Source organism: bacterium, assembly GCA_013360215.1.
Taxonomy (GTDB): domain Bacteria; phylum CLD3; class CLD3; order SB21; family SB21; genus JABWCP01.
Map to the genome: position 1 here is coordinate 69,645 of JABWCP010000008.1, position 16,807 is coordinate 86,451.

Consider the following 16,807-nt stretch of genomic DNA (forward strand, 5'->3'; position numbering starts at 1 on the left):
TCCATTTTATACCCGATACAACACCCATGCCTTCATTACAACTTTTTGACACGTACACCCGCGCATTGCGGAATTTTGAACCGCTCCAACCCGGCGAAGTCGGCATGTACACATGCGGCCCTACGGTTTATGACTACGCGCACATCGGCAATCTACGCACTTACATTTTCGAAGACATTCTGCGACGTGTACTTGAATACAACGGGTACAAAGTTCATCATGTCATGAATATCACTGACGTCGGGCATCTCACATCGGACGCGGATACCGGCGAAGATCGCATGGAAAAAGGCTCCCGTCGTACCGGTAAAACAGCATGGGAAATCGCCGCGGAATATACGGAAGAATTCAAAAAAGATATGAAACGGTTAAATATAACCGAGCCACATACTTGGTGCAAAGCGACCGATCATATACCGGAACAGATCGAATTTATTCGCGGCATCGAAAACAAAGGATACACCTACCGCACATCGGACGGCATTTATTTTGACACATCCAAACTCGATGACTACGGATATATCGCGCGGCTCAAAGTCGAAGGTCTCGAAGCGGGTTCGCGCGTAGAGATCGGCGAAAAACGCAATATCACCGACTTTGCGCTGTGGAAATTCAGCAAACCCGAAGAGCAGCGTCAGATGGAGTGGGACAGCCCGTGGGGCAAAGGTTTTCCGGGATGGCATATCGAATGTTCCGCCATGTCGGCGAAGTATCTCGGTTCATACTTTGACATTCATTGCGGCGGTGAAGATCATATCATGGTGCATCACCCCAATGAGATCGCGCAGACGCAGGCTTGTTACGGAACGCGTTTGGCCAATTTTTGGATGCACGGTTATTTTCTTCAGATTGATAATTCGCGTATGGGTAAATCCGTCGGCAATTTTTTACGTGTGCAGACGCTTATTGATCAGGGTTACGATCCGATCGTGTGGCGCATGTTTTGTCTTAGCGCGCATTACCGTACCAAACTCAATTTTAACTGGGAAAGCCTCGACGGTTCGGCAACGGCGTTACAACGTCTGCGCACGGCAGTGTTCGAATGGGGCGCGGCAGGCACACCGGATGAAGCGACGCTCACGCAGTTTCGCACGTTTATCAATGATGATCTCAATATTCCCCGTGTACTCGCGCTGGTGTGGGACCTTGTAAAAAGCGACAAAACTCCGGCTACAAAAAAAGCAACCGTATTGGAAATGGATCGCGTGCTGGGGCTCGGTTTGGCGGCGTGGGTTCCTGCGGTCGAAGAGATTCCGGCCGAAATCCAAGCTTGGGCCGATGCCCGCGTACTGGCACGCAAAGAAAAACGCTGGGCCGATGCCGACGCGTTTCGCGATAAGATCACTGCCGCGGGTTACGATATCAAAGATACCCCGCAAGGCATCAAAGTCGAAAAACGTAAAACACCGGGCGCCTGATGAATATAGATAACGTCAACATACATGATTTTCCCGTCTCGCTGGCTCCGATGGAAGATGTCACCGACATTGCCTTTCGGATCGTATGCAAAAGGCTCGGCGCCGATATTCTTTATACGGAGTTCACTTCCAGCGAAGCCTTGATCCGCGATGCCCGCAAGGCTTTACGCAAAATCCAAGTCGCCGACGAGGAACGCCCCGTAGCCATACAGCTTTTCGGCGGATTGGATACGTCTATGGAAGGCGCGGCGCGGATTGCTGAAAAAGCCAATCCGGATTTTATAGATATCAACTGCGGCTGCTGGGTCAAAGATGTCGCCATGCGCGGCGCCGGGGCCGGTCTGCTCAAAGATCTGCCGCGTTTCGAAGCGATCGTACGCTCCACCGTGCGGGGTACGCAACTTCCGGTCACCGTAAAAACCCGGCTGGGCTGGGACAAAAATACGATCAACATTCTCGATGTCGCACGTATGGTCGAAGACGCAGGCGCAAAGGCGCTGACCGTGCACTGCCGCACACGCGATATGGGGCACGACGGTTCCGCCGACTGGCATTGGTTGGAAAAAATAAAAAAAGTGATTTCGATTCCTTTATTCGGCAATGGCGATGTCAAAACGCCGCAGGATGCCAAACGTATGCTGGAGACCGGTTGTGACGGCGTGATGATCGGCCGAGCCGCTATCGTCAATCCGTGGATTTTTCGCGAATCGCGGCACTACATAGATACCGGTGAACTCCTACCTCCGCCCGATGCCGAAGAACGATTACGGGTCTGTATCGAACATCTGCGCCTGTCGGTGGAGTACAAAGAAGAAAAATACGGTGTGCTGGAATTTCGTAAATATTACTCCGGCTATCTCAAAGGCCTTCCCTATATCGGCAAACTGCGCGCCGAACTGATGCAGTACACGGCACTGCAACCCATTCTCGATCGCCTCGCCCAATACGGCGAAGAGATGAAACAATGGCAAGCTTCCGAAGGTCGAGACGCCATGCTTCCGCAACTCGGCGGTCTCATCGGCACGCGGCATGAGACGGTTTGAGTAAGTATATTTTTTATTGGTAAATTTTCTATCGGATTTACGCGATGAGCACTAAATTTTTTACTAACGAAGAAGAGAACACGCTTCTCACCAAGCTCGAAGGTGTCTTTCGCCATCGGAATATCTACTATTTTGATGCACTGGTAGGCTTTTTTCGTGCATCGGGCTATTTCAGAATTCGCAAATTCATCGGGAAAGTATCCAAAATTCGAATATTGGTAGGTATCAACATAGATCGCTTAGTCTTTGAAGCCCACGAAAAAGGATTGGAATTTGGGCAAGATGAGAAACAAGCACGCGATGGACTCTTCACCATGAAGGCGGGACTGAGCAATGCAATGGCGTTCTAATTCCTTTCAACCACCGTATCATAGAGTCCGAAATGCGATAAACCTTCATGACTTTCGATGCCTGTATAACGGAGCGAAGCATCTTCATAGCGACGGAAAGCAAACACGGCTTGATTCATTTGCTCGGTATTGAAAACTTTTAGACGCACAAGCAGATGAAAGTCATTCACCGTCAAACCGGTGACCGTCAGAAACAAGTCAGGTTCCAGTTTCGTGATGACATCTTGCAGCGTATTCTCTCGAAAATCAGTCAGATACATGAACGCCGGTATGCGCGTGGCGAACTTTATCAATTTTTCCTGCACCAGCTTGCGCTTCGACTTAAACTCCTTCTCTTCTTCGGTGAGTTGCTTCATCTCCTTTGCCGACAAGTCCTTCTTCTTCGCCTTGTTCTTGAGCGCTTTGATCTTCTCGCTCTTATTAATGATGGTTTCGATGATATTATCGCCCAATGCGCGCCAGCCCTCAATTCGTTCAACGGCAGCCATTGCCTCTGCGTTGTCCAGTATGCGGCGGAGAGTGTCATTATCCACGTTGACCAGCAATGCGCTTTCCCATTTGCGTGCGAGTAACGTGGCCGAAGTGCCGGCCATCGCAATGTCGAGGATGCCGCCCGCGTCGATCTGTGTCATATTCGCGCCGTCGTAGGCCAAAACGGGAAGGAACGACACAAGCTCCTTGACGGCGTTCTCCGGATTCGGTTCACCGGGCGAAAGCCCGATGCCGTATTCGGAAAGTTGGCGCAGCGCACGCGTGGGAGCGAAATCGAAAACGAAACAAACCGGCTTCAAAATTTCCTCCGCGTTCGGGTCGTCACCGTTGGGATTCTTGATGGACCACGGCGATTGCACGCGAAACGCCGACTGAAAATAGGTTTCCGGCGACTTCAGGTTTCGGAGCATAAGAATAGACGACCATTGGGGCACCGTGACACCCGTGGTAAGCTTGCCGCAAGACAATGTGATGGTTTTGGTTTCAAAACCGCTCCCAATAGCCTGTCGCACGGGCGGCAACGCATCAAGCCCGATTCCGGCCGCTGCGCCGGCAGCTACTATCACATCGTAATCTCGCCAAAACACATTGTGTTTTTCAGCCAGCAGATTTGCCATGGCGTGACATGCCGCAACATCAGGGAGGAACCAGAACGAGTGTTGAAGATACGGCAGCAGTCGCACATCCGAATAGGGGAACGGAGGACGAGTACCCGTCTTGAGATGCTCCACGGACTTGGGTATGTACCCGCCGCGGATGATGTCCAGCCACTTCTGCACATCGCTTTTATGTTTGAACTGTGCCTTCGTACCCGTGCCCGATGCTTCGAAAAACTCATTCAAGTCAAACTCATTGAATTCCCCGGCACTAGCAATCGCGACGAGTTCGTCGGGCATCTGATAGGTTAGCAGGCGCATCTGTGGCAATGCGCCATAAGGATTCCACCGGCCGGGATTCTTTTTCTCGAATTCTTCTTTCGCGCGCTGCTCGTCCGTGTAGGTCCAGTTGAATATCTGCTCTTCGATGAATTCTCCCGTGGCCAGTGATTTGAATGGAGTGCCGGAGAGATAGAGGTAAGCCTTCGTCGTAATAGGAAGAAACTCGCTTTCGTTCTCCAGGCGTTGTTGCAGATCGGCGATCTTTTCTTTCACCTTATCGGCTACATTTTTTTGTTCTTTTGCGGCTTCGATTTCCTCTCTGGCGATTCTTTCTTCTTCGTCTTCGACAAGTTCTTTGGATGAATCACGCCATGCACCGAAATGGTATTCATCGAAAACGACCAAGTCCCATTTGACCTTATGAATCCACTTGTTCTTTGGTTTAATATTTCCCGTGGCTTTATCGCGTCCCAGCAAGTCTTGCAGTGAACCAAAATAAACGAGTGGCGTGGCTGCAGGAATTTTTGTCGGGTCGTCATCGGAACCACGCATTAGAAATTGCCAACCGTCAAAATCAACATGGGATTCGAGGTCCGTTTGCCATGCGTCGGCCACGGCGGGTTTAAAGGTCATCACCAGTACCCGACTGGCCTTGAGTTTCTTCGCAAGCTGATAGGCTGTAAAGGTTTTGCCGAAACGCATCTTGGCGTTCCACAAGAAACGCGGAGCTGCTTTCTTGTTCTCGGCCCAGATAGAGTTGTAGTAGTCAAAAGTCTTTTTTACCGCCTCGGATTGCTCCCTGCGCAACGCGAACGTTTCAGCGTGCGTACCGCTGAACTTCTGGCCGGTCCGTAATTCAGCTAGGACGGTTTTCAGATCCTTGAGCGTGCAACGCATCCATTCCAGTTCGGGATTCGCGAAGCCTTTCCGGACGAGAGCGGCGCGTACCTCATGATCGGTGAATGTCGTGCCGTCTTCGCGCTCGGCGACCTCATCAAGAACGATTTTGTAGTTCTTGATGTTGGCGGTCTTGAGCTGTTCGGCGACGCGCTGCTTTACGTCGCGCGTGGTCTGGCCTACCTTGAGCCGTCCCGCATGCGCCTTGTCGTCGATCGTGTAAGCGTAGATGCGCGGCCGTAACTCCGGCTTCGGCGCGAGTATTTCTTCGATGGTCTTACTCATGCTTCTTCAATCTTTTCGTCGTTTTGCCCGGCGGCAGGAAGTTCTCCCCGGTTACCACGCTCTTGCCCGTCTTTTGTTCGAGTTCGCGACGTGCCTTCTTGGCGATGCCGCCGCCCTTCCGCCCGGCGTCCGCGTTTTCGCCCATACCGGTCGCCTGCTCGCTCTCGGCGATCTGGCGGGTGGACAGTTCCGCCAAGGCGGTAAAGATCAACTCCGCTTCGCTCATATGGTCGCGCAGGTTCTGCTGTTTGAGTCCCTTGAGATGCTTGTGCGCTTTGACTGAAACGCCGCTCCATTCCTGATGAATGATGTTGGTGAGGATTGCGAATTCCTCCTCGCCTTGGATGTCGTGATCCTTCCAGTAGTCGGTGAGCTTGTTGCGCGTCTCCTGACCCATCATCCGTTGTTGGATCCACTTCGCACTGCGGCCATGCTTCTGCCAGTACTCGCGGGCGCGGTCAAGGGAACGGGCCGGGTCGCTCATGTCCTGAATCCGCTCGTAGCCCACCTTGGCCAGCCACTGCTTGAAAGGCTCGGCTTTGGGTGAAGGGATGGACTGAATCAGGCGAAGCAAGGTTTCCGTGTCGGCCATGTCGGTCAGGCGCATTTTTCCGTCGACTGACGGCATTTTCAACCCGTTACATTTTGTAACGGTTTCACCCGCACCTTCGTCCTTCAGACGCTTTTTCAGCACTCGCCAGTAAACCGCCGGATTCGCGCTCTCCGTCAGCGCCGCCACCACATCCACCACGGAAAAGTACCAGGTTTCAGATTTCTCGTCGAAATACCGACGAATCGCATGTTTCTCAAACGCCACCAAAGCTTGTCTGCTTTTCACAATTACATCTCCTTTATGATGCAACAGGCCGTTTCAGTCGGTTACATTTTGTAACCGACTCGCTTCCCTCCTTCTTCAACCGGTTCTTCAGCACTTTCCAATAGTTCCTTGCGGCTTGATAGTCCGGCTGCTGAATCAACGCTGCAACAATGTCCACCACGGAAAAATACCAGACTTCCGACTTCTCATCGTAAACCCGGCGTATATCATGTCTCTCAAATGCCACCAAAGAGCGTTCATTTTCCATAATGACAACCTTCTTATTTTACCGGCACTTTCAACCGGTTACAAATTGTTACGGTTGATCTATTTGTTGACTCATCATCCGATCCTTCCCCGTCTGTCTCCATCGATACGCGGCCACAGCTCCGGCTTCGGCGCGAGAATTTCTTTGATGGCCTTACTCATCGTCGGAATCGTCGAGGCTCATAGGACGGACAACCTTCTCGATGAATGCAATCTCATTAGCCGAGATGCCATATTTTTTGTAGAGTTCCTCGTCCGTCCACTTCTTGGTCCACTTTTGTTTCGGAACAAATGTATAAACTCTGCGTGTTGTATCTTGCGATGGCTTGTGCAAGAGAATTAGGAAGCGTGTCAGCCGACAGGTAAGGTAGGACAAGACACTCTCGGCTTCAGATTTCGAATCGAACGGCCCTATAAACATATACGTCCATGAAGATATGCTTCCAGGCTCGCCAAGGAAAGGTGTGCTGACGATCTTGTGAGGATAGGTGTCTTTGTTGCCCGTGCCGGGTGCAGCACGACCAATAAAAACCTTCCACTTGTCGAAAACGTCACGCTCCTTGGCGATTTCAGATCTTGCGATATATCCGACACCTCCATTCCTGTAAACCTTGAGGTCGTTTTTTGACTTTTGATCTTTGCCCCGAAAGGTGCTTTCAAGCCCAAATGCACCGATTGAACTGACCAATTGCATGAACATCTTCGATTCAGGAAGCTCCAAGGACTTGGTGTTACCTGTTTCCACTGCAGCAACCTTTTTGAGGATTGACAGTCCTTCATTAAATCGGATGAAAACGTCAGCGCCTTTTTCAAGAAGCGGACGAGTTACTGTCGAGACAGGCCAGTCTTTGAAATGGGTGGAGACTTTGCATGTTCCTGGATTATCGCGATCCCAGAGAAAGTAGCAGATGCCGCCCTTGCCCCCCATGCCTCCTTGAAACACTTCAGATGCGCTGAGATAGTCGTCAATTGAGCGCAGGCGATCATCGGTGAGCATCGATTCCCGAAACTCATCAAGGCCCATGCCTCCCGAGAACCACCGCGAGGGAATCACAAATGACATGTAGCGTGGTTCGAGCTTTTTGGCTTGAAGAACGAAATCCTGATAGATTGGGCGCGCCTGCGTGCCGAATCCATCTGTGTTAAGTTGATACGGCGGATTTCCGATGATTACGTCAAATTGCATATTGCCTCCAAAAATCTCGGCAAGCCGAGTTTTGATGTTATCGGTGTGAATGAACGCATAAGCGTGAGTTTCAAGTCCTTCCGCCCGGTCGAAGATGGATTTAGGTGCACCGCAAAATTTGCACTTGGTTTCATCCCATGTGTGTTCTATTCGCCTGAACCAGATGTTGCCATCCTTGCTAGTGAAGGATTTGACGATGGAGTGTTTACCGTTGGCCTGCTTGGAGCAATAGACGCTGCGCCGCGCGAGCAGACTGGTGATCCGCGTGATGCCGATGCCGAAAACCTGCCGCGTCAGGATGTGATCCACGCGTTTCTGCAGATCGGGAATTTGCGCCTCCAGTCCTTTCGTGAGCCGGCTGGTGATCTCGCGCAGAAATACGCCGGACTTCGTACAGGGATCAAGGAACTTCACTGTCTTGTCTTCCCAGAGATTCGCTCCCTTGTTATTTGCCGCCCACGCCTCGGCCAGCGTGTCGAGCATCCGGTTGGCGAGTTCAGGCGGTGTGAATACTTCGTCGTTGGAAAGGTTTGCGATGCATGTCAGTACGTCCGGATTGCGCCCGCGTAAGGTAAAACCCGCTTTGTCACTCATACGGCAATCTCCTGAGCCGTCGCTGCGAGCTCAACTACAGTCATCGGATGATAAGTTTTGGTCGGCGTAAAAATTTCATGTTTGTCAAGATGAGCGAAAAGAGTACCCTCCGCGCTGAAGGCCGATGACTGCGTGAGGCTATCGTAGCGAAAGTCCCGACGTTGGAATTTTCCCTTGCCCAGATAGCCCCATTCTGCAAAGAGGATCGGGGAACCGTCATGCGCACGCATTTTCATAGCGTCGCCGTGGACAAGGTTTTGCGAAAGCACGTATGATGCGGCACGATACAGATCGTCCGATGGATCGAGATTCAAGTACTCGGCAAAGATATCCAGCAGGTTCGCGCGGCACTCACTGATGTTGTCCGGCAGAAGTTCAATCCCATAAATGCACATCAGAGCAAGCAACGCGTAGTGTCGTTTTTCAAAATCGGACTTCCCGAATTTCAGCTCTACAGCAGCAAGTTTGCGTCGCAGAATCTGAACAAGGAAGTTTCCGCTCCCGCACGCCGGCTCCAAAAAGCGGGAATCAATACGCTCGGATTCGTCTTTGACGAGATCGAGCATCGCTTCGACCATCCACGCGGGAGTAAAGACCTCTCCGTGGTCAGCGATACGTTGTTTAGATTTGGTGAGGTTCATTAAATTTTATCAAAAAATCATTAGTTAAACTAACGACATTAATCACGGAATACAACGGGCTTTTTTTTTGGATTTTTCTAATATTACGTTTGCCTCCATGGCCGCTGCAGACCAGTCGCTAAAAGAAAAACCGTGCCTTAATAAGAACAAGATCGAGATGGATTTTGTAAATATGAATGCCGATGTAACCGAAATGCTTAATCGCGTATCAAAGAATACCCAAAAAACAGTATCCGAATTGCGCAATACAGAGATGGATCAACATAAAATGATTTCAGTGCTTAGTCGGTTGTTTCATAAAACGATTTAAACAGTACGATAAAGATTGGAATCATAACTGTTTTTGCTCTTTTTCTATCCTCATTTAACCCTTGTTGTGAGATTCATCTCCCAAGATTTATAGTTTCGCCAATCCTCATCATTTTGACGCGCATTCTCGTTGCATTCTTTTTTTTCATAACGTTCAAATCATCGGATCGCGCTGAATGCGATAGTTTCGTTTTCCCCTTACACGTCCGTCGGTACGCTTGATCCGGTACGTGCCGCGCCGACACTTGCCGCTACTACCGCACCGATCGCAATACATTGGGACAGCGTGAGGTATTCGTCGAGCAGCAAAAAACCGATCACCGCAGCGTACGCAGGTTCCATACTCATCAGTATGCCAAAAACTTTGGGAGGCATACGGCGTAGTGCTTCGATCTCAAAACTGAACGGAATCACCGAGGACAAAAACGCAACCACTAAAGCAAAAGGCAGTACGGGAATGATATTGAGCCACTGGGGTGCGTCGGCGATTTTGACGGGTATCAGCACCAAACTGCCTACGCACATCGCGATCGTGAGACCGACAGAGCCCGAAGTCGCACTGCCCAACTTCTCACCGAGTATGATGTACAAACCCCAGCATGCACCCGCCACCAGGGCCAATACAAAACCGACCGGGTCCACATGCCCGCTAAACGGATTGAGTAAGGCTATACCAAACGCGGCCAGCGCCACCCATACGAAGTCCAGCGCCCGGCGACTGTGCCAAAGCGCCACTGCTAAAGGACCGATAAATTCGATAGTGACGCACAAGCCGAGCGGCAAACGCTCCAGCGATAAATAATAGGTGACGCTCATTGCGACCAGCACGATGCCAAAAACAATACTAACCTGCCACTCGTGACGACGGATCGCTCGAAAAACCGGACGGACCATAATGAGCAGCATGATGGCAGCTAAGGTGACGCGCCAAAAAACTACCGTGATCGCACCAAATTCCGCAAAAAGGGATTTTGCAAGCGCGGCGCCCCACTGTACGCTGGTCATTGCACAAATAACCAAAAGAATCGGAGGAAAACGTTGGAGAAGTTTCATCGTTGTTTATGTTTTAGAGCGTTTGATATCTGACGTGTTTCTAAAGCCGTCATACCGGAATCATGCACGATCACATCGTGATCCCATCCGTAAGAGCGAGAAGCCCTGCAAGTGTACGTACTCACGCAACGTTTGTCAAAGGGAATATTACATGTATAGATTACGGGAATGACGTCCCGATTGAAAAGATACATCTATACCACAGCCGACAGGTTTTACTTTTTCAATTCTTAACAAAATTCATCAGCGCTACGAAACCGGCTTCTCGTACACACCTTTGATCAAAAGCCACACACCCAGCGGAATCTCGAAAAGCGCCATCGGAATCCACGTATATTGTGCCGTAGAACTTGAAATGAATCCTGCTAAACTAAGTGGCATGCTAAAAATTAGCAGTACCGATGCAATGACTCCCAACCATGCTAACATCGTCGGTATCATTTTTCCGCGCAACATCAGTCCGCAGAAAAATAAACTTCCGATGGCAAATAATGTCGCTGCGATCGTGACATTCCATTGACGAATTTTCTGCAAAAGCGATGCAAATGTTTGTACGGCGGCATTGCTTGTCACGACCTGATCCGATGAACTTAACCACAAAAGGCTCAACGTTGCTGTCATACCCAATACACCCAAAAAACTTTCTGCTAAACGAAATGCCAACCCCAAACGCGCAATATCCTGATCTTCATCGCGTGTAATGGCGTATTGCGTGATGGCCAAGGTTACAGCGACAATAATAACTACAAACGTTAGCAAAAAATTGATCCTGATACGTGCGGCATGCTCGGCCATCAGAATCATACGTTGAGTGATTTCGTCTGCAGTCGTCACACCGGCGATCATCATCATGGCAATCCCAATGATGATATACAAAAGAAATGCAGCTCCGGCAACACGGGCGTTGGTTTGACGTGTCATAAGTTTATCTCCAAGGATTATTCATACCTGATCAGTTTATTTGTTCGTCAACGATTCCCATGCATTCATATCCAATCCTTTGATCAATAGCCACAGGATCAGTACACCTTCACCGAGCATTCCGGGAATCATATTAAATGGATTTAGTGATCTGGCAAACTCGGGATGAATAAATGTCAACCAACCGACGCCGGCAAACATCATAAGTGCACCTACGATCTTGGGAAGATACATCGAACGGAATATCAAATAACCGAGTATGAAACAATGACCACCAAAAAAAACTAAGGATTGTATGTAGATCGTCGCTGCTAATCCAAACAGACTCACGATGCATCCGGAAACCCCGAATAGCGCCGCTGTCAACGACATTGTTTTGTTTATCGGACGGAGAAGATAAAAAAATAAAATCGAAACTACGATGTAACATACGGATGCCGTTTTATCCAATACGAAGCCGGTCGTCGTATTTCTAAAAGCCAATGATACCGAACCCATCAGAAATACCAGCAGCCAAAAAAATCCGGCCCATCGTGCTTGATGTTGCGGTGATGATAAATATCTCATTGTTGGCATAGGCTTACTTTCCATTTTTTTAACTACCGTTTATTACCGATCATCAATGTTGGTATCCGGTTTATAAAATCGTCTGAGCAGCCTCCGGTATTCTTAATCTCTTGAACAACAACCAAAAGCCTAACGTTATTTCAAAAATCACCATCGGAGAGTCGAACCACATGGGGTGAACCGTATTCTGAAAATCCGGATAAACGAGAAACACAAAAGCGCAGAATACGCACCATAAAGACGATACGATGCCGAAAACAGCCAAACCTTTCGGAATATATTTTGACTTAAACCAAAGGTAGCTGCAAATCGTTGACGCTATGGTCCAGAACGGTAATCCGATATAGTAAGCGTTGTAACCGGCATCAAGGTGATGGCGCGCCAAAGCTTGGATTTGCTCTACTTCGAAAACATTCAAATACGGTTTTCCGCTCAAGAGTTGTAACGCAGCAAGCATATTGAGGGCAGTAATACACCACATCACCATCACTACCGATCTGAAAAAAGCCGCAATTAAAGCCAGAATAAAATTGACGGGTTTGAGAATCACATAAATCGCCGTGAGAAGTATGCCGATCGTTGCGCCATAGAGCAAATTGCAGGCAACATTTAGTCTGAATAATGTTTCATGCGCCGTAATATTTCGTGCGGTTTCTACCGCATTGCCAGGAATGCTAAGACGAAAACTGATACCATAATTTGCAAGTACGACGATCACCATTGCAAAAAGGAAGGTGAAACCAGCCACTTTTGCAGCTTTGTTTTGCATTCCATCGTTATTTACGGAGAGCATTATTCTCCTCCCGATTTACGCGATTGTTTGTTACTCAGTTTTTTATTTTCTCTCGGGCTTCATCCGATTTGGAACCGGAGGGAACCAGAGCTATGTAGCGCCGATACTGCGCTTTCGCTTCTTCTATCATGTTTTTCTTTTCGTAGCACTGCGCAAGATTGAATACCGACGCTGAAAACGTTGGATCCAGTGCGACGGCTTTTTTAAAACTTTCGATGGCTTCGTCTAATTGGTTATTCGCGATAAAGCCGTCACCAAGACTATCAAATGAATTGGCATTCGTCGGATCCACTTCGGTCAATTTTTGGAATTGTTTCACCGCATCAGCAGGACGTTTTAGTTTCACGTAAAGATAACCCAACTGATGATAAGCGCCGGGAAGCGACGGATCGGCCGCTATAGCTTTGAAAAAATAATTTTCGGCAGACGCATCGTCTTTTTCATTGGTTGCGATCTGCGCATACGCTATGTACCCCCGCGCAGCATTATACTTGACCAGCGCTCCCGCTTGCGCCTTAGCTTTTTCGATACTACCACCCATAAATCCGGGCGCCATGATGTAAAATTGAATTAGATTATAACGCGCATCCACGTGTGTCGGTTCAAGTTCGATTGTTTTTTCCAATTGATTGCGGATTTTTGTCGCCAGATAGGCTTGCTTAATGGGGTTACTGCGCATGGCTCTGACTCCCAGAACGCCGGAATATAAAAAGTGGTATTGCGCGTTGGACTCGTCGTTTTCCGTGGCCGTCTCGAGAAGTTCACTCGCTTTGTCAAGATCACCGACATAGCGCCAATAAATCATACCCAAGTAATAGTTGGCCTCAGCGTTTTTTTCATTCCCATTGAGAATTCCTTCGAATATGGGTTTGGCTTCGCTATACCGCTTATTTTTAAATAATTCGCGACCCCGTTCGATATCCGATTGTGCAGTAACCACAGTGATTCCGGAGAGCAGCAGGAGTCCAAACAAATACAACCAAGAGCTGGTAACTTTGAAGTTCACGACGATTTCCTTTCGATGATTATTCGTAATTATTCGTTGAATATCTTACGAAAGCCGCATGAAAATGTTTTATTCCGTTCTCAATCCTTCTACGGGATTCGATTTCAGAATACGGTGTATCTGAATCAAAAGCGACAACGCCAGAACAAGAACCAGTGCAAGCGCAGCAATGAAAACACCGGTATAGCTGACGGGCATGTGATACGGGTATGAAGCGACAAGCAAATGCGTTGCAAACAAATAACTCAATGGCATGCCAACTAATAGCGCTGCACCGTAAAGCAGCGTATAAGGACGCGAAAGAAGAGCCGATATCGAAAAAGCTTCGGCGCCAAGTACTTTGCGAATGCTGAACTCTTTTATACGCCCCGTAACATTATAGGTGATAAGGCCATACAGACCGAGTCCTGCCATAGCCACTGCAAAAAAAGCAAATATGCGCCAAACCAATCCATGAATTCCGATCGTTTCATAATACCGGCCCCAAACATCTTCCTGATAACCGCCATCAAAGGGTATTTCAGGAAACAGGGATGACCAATGATTTTTTAAAATGCGATACATCTCAGGCTGTGTACCCGGCCGCACTTTAACGGACAGAAAACGCGTAATGTCCGGTGAGGCAACGCGAAATAATGTCGGCCGTATTGCCGAAGAAAAGTCGTACACGTGGATGTCCTGTGTTACGCCGATCACGCTATACTCCGTACTATCAATACGTAATTTATGGCCGATGGGATTTTCTAAATTTAAGTGCTTCACCATGGTCTCATTGATCACGATACTGCGCTGATCGGCTTGGGCTTCGTCAGGAAAATATCGGCCTCTGCTGATGGGAATTCCCATGGTCTGAAAATAATGCGCATCAACAAATAATTGATCCACCTCATAAGCTCGTTCCGGTCTCTGAATAAGCGTAGTCACGTGTTTTTTGCCGAGGTGGTGTGTCGAGCCCGAAATCGAGAGTACATTAGGTTCTTGTAATAACTTAGACCGTAATTGTTCAAATGCGGATCGGTCTGGAACGGCAGTGTATAATACTTCACGATTTTCATATCCCCAACTGCGGTTCGACAAAAAATCAGTATTCCGCGTGAAATCAACGGCACAGGTCATAAACATGCATGCCAGTACCAACTGGATGGACAGGAGTACTTTAGTGAGAGGATTATTTTTACCAAACCGCACAGAGCCTTTCAGAATACCGGCAGCATGAAACCGTGAAATATACAACGCAGGATAAATGCCCGATGCGATACTCGTGACTACTAAAACGACCGCCAAAAAAATCCAAAGCTTGGGATCTAAAAATTCGAAGCCCATACTGAAATGCCAGAGATATTCGAATCCCGGAATAAAAATATGTGTCGCGAGAATATAGCCGCCAATCATGGCGAACAATGTGATTACCAAATTTTCAGCTAAAAACTGTACGGAGATAACACTGCGCGTGGCGCCGATAGATTTTCTAATACCGATCTCTTTCAATCGTTTGGCAGCGGATACGATCGCAATGTTGATATAGTTAAAGCATGCTAATGCCAGCATCAATAAAGTGATCGCCGTGAGATAATAGATAGTAGTGTAGTTATCTTCCGTACTGCGGGAAATATCGTCTCGGATTCGGTGCGCACGCTGATGAAGCGTAGCCAAAGGTTCAAAAACAAATGATGTGATAGCCCAGTCGCGGGAAGCGGCAGCATTATGCGCGTTTTGATATGCCGCCATGTTTCGCTGTACTATGGAAACATCTTCCGGATGTTCGATGCGTACCAGTGTTGCCTGTACCATAGTTTTCCAATCCGTCACATCGTATGAAGGATCAGCCGATTGGAGGTTTTCAAAGCGAACCAGAAAATGAAAACTGATCGTACGTGCTTTCGGAAAGGCTTCGGCGACACCACCGACGGTAAAAAGTCCGCTGCGCTCCCCGTCAAACTTGATCAGCATGGTTTTACCGACGGGGTTTTCCGATCCGAAATATTTGACGGCCATTTCTTCACTCAGAATGATGCTATTCATATCCCGTAGCGCATTAGTCTGTCCCCATTTAAGCGGAAACGTCAGCATTTCCAAAAATTCCGGATCGACAAAACGCAGACGTTCATTAAACACCAGATCACCGTATTTGATAATTACATTTCGATCTTCGACGCGACAGGTTTGTTTTATCTGCGGAAAATCTTTTCGGAGTACGGCGCCGAGCGGAGCCGGCGAACGGCCAAACTGCTGATCGGATCCGTCCCTATTGGCATAAAACGTGGTGAGATACACTTCATTTTTATGTGTATGAAACTGATCCATACTATAAGTCCAGCGCGAAAAAGCGTACGTGAAAATACAAATCCCGATCGCCGCCGAAAGCCCGAAAATATTGATAAACGACTGAAACGGCTGACGCATCAGACTACGGAATGAGATTTTGAAATAATTACGAAACATCGCCGGGTGATGCTGGATATGAAATGAACCGATGTGTCTGAGAAGGGACGGCCTGACAAGCGTTAACGCATTCCATATAAAATACATCCGGGCTTTGAACGCCGACATTTGTTCGATATCGTCGGCAAAAAGTTCTTCCAGATCGCCTTCTATTTCTTCGAGGTATTCTTTTTTTAGAAGAAATCGCAGTACAGTGATCGGCCAACGCGGCGGTTGAATGGATTCGGGTGTATGCATATTTACCTCACGTATGAACAAGTCGGGGCATGGAATTCCACAGCCCGGCCCGAATGGATTTGAGTTCCGATAACACGCGGTGTGCTGCCGGAGTCGCCGTATAAATACGTTTACGTTTACCGCCTCGTTTCTGCGTAGGCTCACCAAATACGGAAGTGAGATAACCTTTCTCCTCCATCCGCTTTAGAGCGGATTGGATCGAACCGACGCTCAATGTTTCGTTCAGGCGTTCTTCCAGTTCTCGTTTTATTTCCACACCGTAGGCATCCTTGCGCAATGCGATCACGGTAAGCAATACCAATTCTTCAAATTCGCCGAGTTTCGTTTTTTTCATGATGTTAATGTCTTTATATTATTCGCAATTGCAGACAATATAAATATACAATATCGAATTGCAATATATTATTCGTAATTGCAGTTAAAATGTTTCAAAAATTATTTTCTCGTTTTACAGATGCACAGATTTTAAGTTGTTTTCAAAATTTAGCCGATTGCTTTAATTATTCTTATAGAGGCGACGTGAAAACCTGTGCGAATTCATAGATATAAATACTGATACAGATCGTCATACGACTTATAAATAATAATTTTATTCAGAACCAAAATAAATA

16 protein-coding genes are annotated in these 16,807 nt (G+C 48.1%); 4 read left to right on the top strand and 12 right to left on the bottom strand.

What is annotated here, in order from left to right; all coding sequences use genetic code 11:
• The first annotated feature begins 26 nt into the window (after positions 1 to 26).
• Genes HUU58_07350 through HUU58_07360 form a run of 3 tightly spaced genes read left to right on the top strand, consistent with a single transcriptional unit; the run spans position 27 to position 2,811 of the window.
• Entirely contained in the window at positions 27 to 1,418 is a 1,392-nt protein-coding gene (locus HUU58_07350; GenBank protein NUN45483.1) for a cysteine--tRNA ligase, read from the top strand.
• Positions 1,418 to 2,461, top strand: a complete 1,044-nt coding sequence (gene dusB / locus HUU58_07355) for a tRNA dihydrouridine synthase DusB (GenBank protein ID NUN45484.1) — start codon at positions 1,418 to 1,420, stop codon at positions 2,459 to 2,461. Before HUU58_07350 ends, dusB begins: the two co-directional genes overlap by 1 nt.
• A gap of 44 nt (positions 2,462 to 2,505) precedes the next feature.
• Entirely contained in the window at positions 2,506 to 2,811 is a 306-nt protein-coding gene (locus HUU58_07360) for a hypothetical protein (GenBank protein NUN45485.1), read from the top strand.
• On the opposite strand, the gene HUU58_07365 is transcribed toward HUU58_07360, so the two are convergent.
• From HUU58_07365 to HUU58_07385, 5 genes are all read right to left on the bottom strand, one after another.
• Positions 2,808 to 5,363, bottom strand: coding sequence for a DEAD/DEAH box helicase family protein (locus HUU58_07365; GenBank protein NUN45486.1), 2,556 nt, complete (start codon positions 5,361 to 5,363; stop codon positions 2,808 to 2,810). The two genes, HUU58_07360 and HUU58_07365, sit on opposite strands and share 4 nt — an antisense overlap.
• Entirely contained in the window at positions 5,356 to 6,201 is an 846-nt protein-coding gene (locus HUU58_07370) for a Bro-N domain-containing protein (protein ID NUN45487.1), read from the bottom strand. The genes HUU58_07365 and HUU58_07370 overlap by 8 nt, the downstream gene beginning before the upstream one ends.
• 13 nt (positions 6,202 to 6,214) lie before the next feature.
• Positions 6,215 to 6,448: a hypothetical protein gene (locus HUU58_07375; GenBank protein NUN45488.1), complete on the bottom strand. Its 234-nt coding sequence runs from the start codon at positions 6,446 to 6,448 to the stop codon at positions 6,215 to 6,217.
• Positions 6,449 to 6,601: 153 nt separating this feature from the next.
• Positions 6,602 to 8,227, bottom strand: coding sequence for an Eco57I restriction-modification methylase domain-containing protein (locus HUU58_07380; protein ID NUN45489.1), 1,626 nt, complete (start codon positions 8,225 to 8,227; stop codon positions 6,602 to 6,604).
• Positions 8,224 to 8,868, bottom strand: coding sequence for an N-6 DNA methylase (locus tag HUU58_07385; GenBank protein ID NUN45490.1), 645 nt, complete (start codon positions 8,866 to 8,868; stop codon positions 8,224 to 8,226). The genes HUU58_07380 and HUU58_07385 overlap by 4 nt, the downstream gene beginning before the upstream one ends.
• 67 nt (positions 8,869 to 8,935) lie before the next feature.
• Here HUU58_07385 and HUU58_07390 point away from each other — a divergent pair, with 67 nt between their 5' ends.
• On the top strand, positions 8,936 to 9,178 hold the full coding sequence (locus HUU58_07390) for a hypothetical protein (GenBank protein ID NUN45491.1): 243 nt from the start codon (positions 8,936 to 8,938) through the stop codon (positions 9,176 to 9,178).
• 197 nt (positions 9,179 to 9,375) lie between these two features.
• Here HUU58_07390 and HUU58_07395 read toward each other — a convergent pair whose 3' ends face one another.
• The 7 genes from HUU58_07395 to HUU58_07425 form a co-directional block, all read right to left on the bottom strand.
• Positions 9,376 to 10,230 (bottom strand): EamA family transporter, encoded by an 855-nt coding sequence (locus HUU58_07395; GenBank protein ID NUN45492.1) that lies wholly within the window; start codon positions 10,228 to 10,230, stop codon positions 9,376 to 9,378.
• Between the two features lie 249 nt (positions 10,231 to 10,479).
• Positions 10,480 to 11,151, bottom strand: a complete 672-nt coding sequence (locus HUU58_07400) for a DUF4386 domain-containing protein (protein ID NUN45493.1) — start codon at positions 11,149 to 11,151, stop codon at positions 10,480 to 10,482.
• 36 nt (positions 11,152 to 11,187) lie between these two features.
• The gene (locus tag HUU58_07405) at positions 11,188 to 11,727 is read right to left on the bottom strand and encodes a DUF4386 domain-containing protein (GenBank protein ID NUN45494.1); all 540 of its coding nucleotides are present in this window, start codon (positions 11,725 to 11,727) and stop codon (positions 11,188 to 11,190) included.
• Positions 11,728 to 11,788: 61 nt separating this feature from the next.
• The gene (locus tag HUU58_07410) at positions 11,789 to 12,511 is read right to left on the bottom strand and encodes a DUF4386 domain-containing protein (protein NUN45495.1); all 723 of its coding nucleotides are present in this window, start codon (positions 12,509 to 12,511) and stop codon (positions 11,789 to 11,791) included.
• Positions 12,512 to 12,545: 34 nt separating this feature from the next.
• Complete coding sequence (locus HUU58_07415; GenBank protein NUN45496.1) at positions 12,546 to 13,517, bottom strand: tetratricopeptide repeat protein; 972 nt, start codon at positions 13,515 to 13,517, stop codon at positions 12,546 to 12,548.
• A gap of 69 nt (positions 13,518 to 13,586) precedes the next feature.
• Complete coding sequence (locus tag HUU58_07420; protein NUN45497.1) at positions 13,587 to 16,196, bottom strand: ABC transporter permease; 2,610 nt, start codon at positions 16,194 to 16,196, stop codon at positions 13,587 to 13,589.
• A gap of 7 nt (positions 16,197 to 16,203) precedes the next feature.
• A complete protein-coding gene (locus HUU58_07425) occupies positions 16,204 to 16,530 on the bottom strand; it encodes a helix-turn-helix transcriptional regulator (GenBank protein NUN45498.1) in 327 nt (108 codons plus the stop codon).
• Positions 16,531 to 16,807: the final 277 nt, after the last annotated feature.

Coding starts and splice junctions, on each gene's coding strand:
- HUU58_07350 (NUN45483.1), top strand. CDS start 27: ATGCCTTCATTACAACTTTTTGACACGTACACCCGCGCATTGCGGAAT.
- HUU58_07395 (NUN45492.1), bottom strand. CDS start 10,230: ATGAAACTTCTCCAACGTTTTCCTCCGATTCTTTTGGTTATTTGTGCA.
- HUU58_07420 (NUN45497.1), bottom strand. CDS start 16,196: ATGCATACACCCGAATCCATTCAACCGCCGCGTTGGCCGATCACTGTA.
- HUU58_07410 (NUN45495.1), bottom strand. CDS start 12,511: ATGCTCTCCGTAAATAACGATGGAATGCAAAACAAAGCTGCAAAAGTG.
- HUU58_07385 (NUN45490.1), bottom strand. CDS start 8,868: ATGAACCTCACCAAATCTAAACAACGTATCGCTGACCACGGAGAGGTC.
- HUU58_07365 (NUN45486.1), bottom strand. CDS start 5,363: ATGAGTAAGACCATCGAAGAAATACTCGCGCCGAAGCCGGAGTTACGG.
- HUU58_07380 (NUN45489.1), bottom strand. CDS start 8,227: ATGAGTGACAAAGCGGGTTTTACCTTACGCGGGCGCAATCCGGACGTA.
- HUU58_07405 (NUN45494.1), bottom strand. CDS start 11,727: ATGCCAACAATGAGATATTTATCATCACCGCAACATCAAGCACGATGG.
- HUU58_07360 (NUN45485.1), top strand. CDS start 2,506: ATGAGCACTAAATTTTTTACTAACGAAGAAGAGAACACGCTTCTCACC.
- HUU58_07425 (NUN45498.1), bottom strand. CDS start 16,530: ATGAAAAAAACGAAACTCGGCGAATTTGAAGAATTGGTATTGCTTACC.
- HUU58_07400 (NUN45493.1), bottom strand. CDS start 11,151: ATGACACGTCAAACCAACGCCCGTGTTGCCGGAGCTGCATTTCTTTTG.
- HUU58_07375 (NUN45488.1), bottom strand. CDS start 6,448: ATGGAAAATGAACGCTCTTTGGTGGCATTTGAGAGACATGATATACGC.
- dusB (NUN45484.1), top strand. CDS start 1,418: ATGAATATAGATAACGTCAACATACATGATTTTCCCGTCTCGCTGGCT.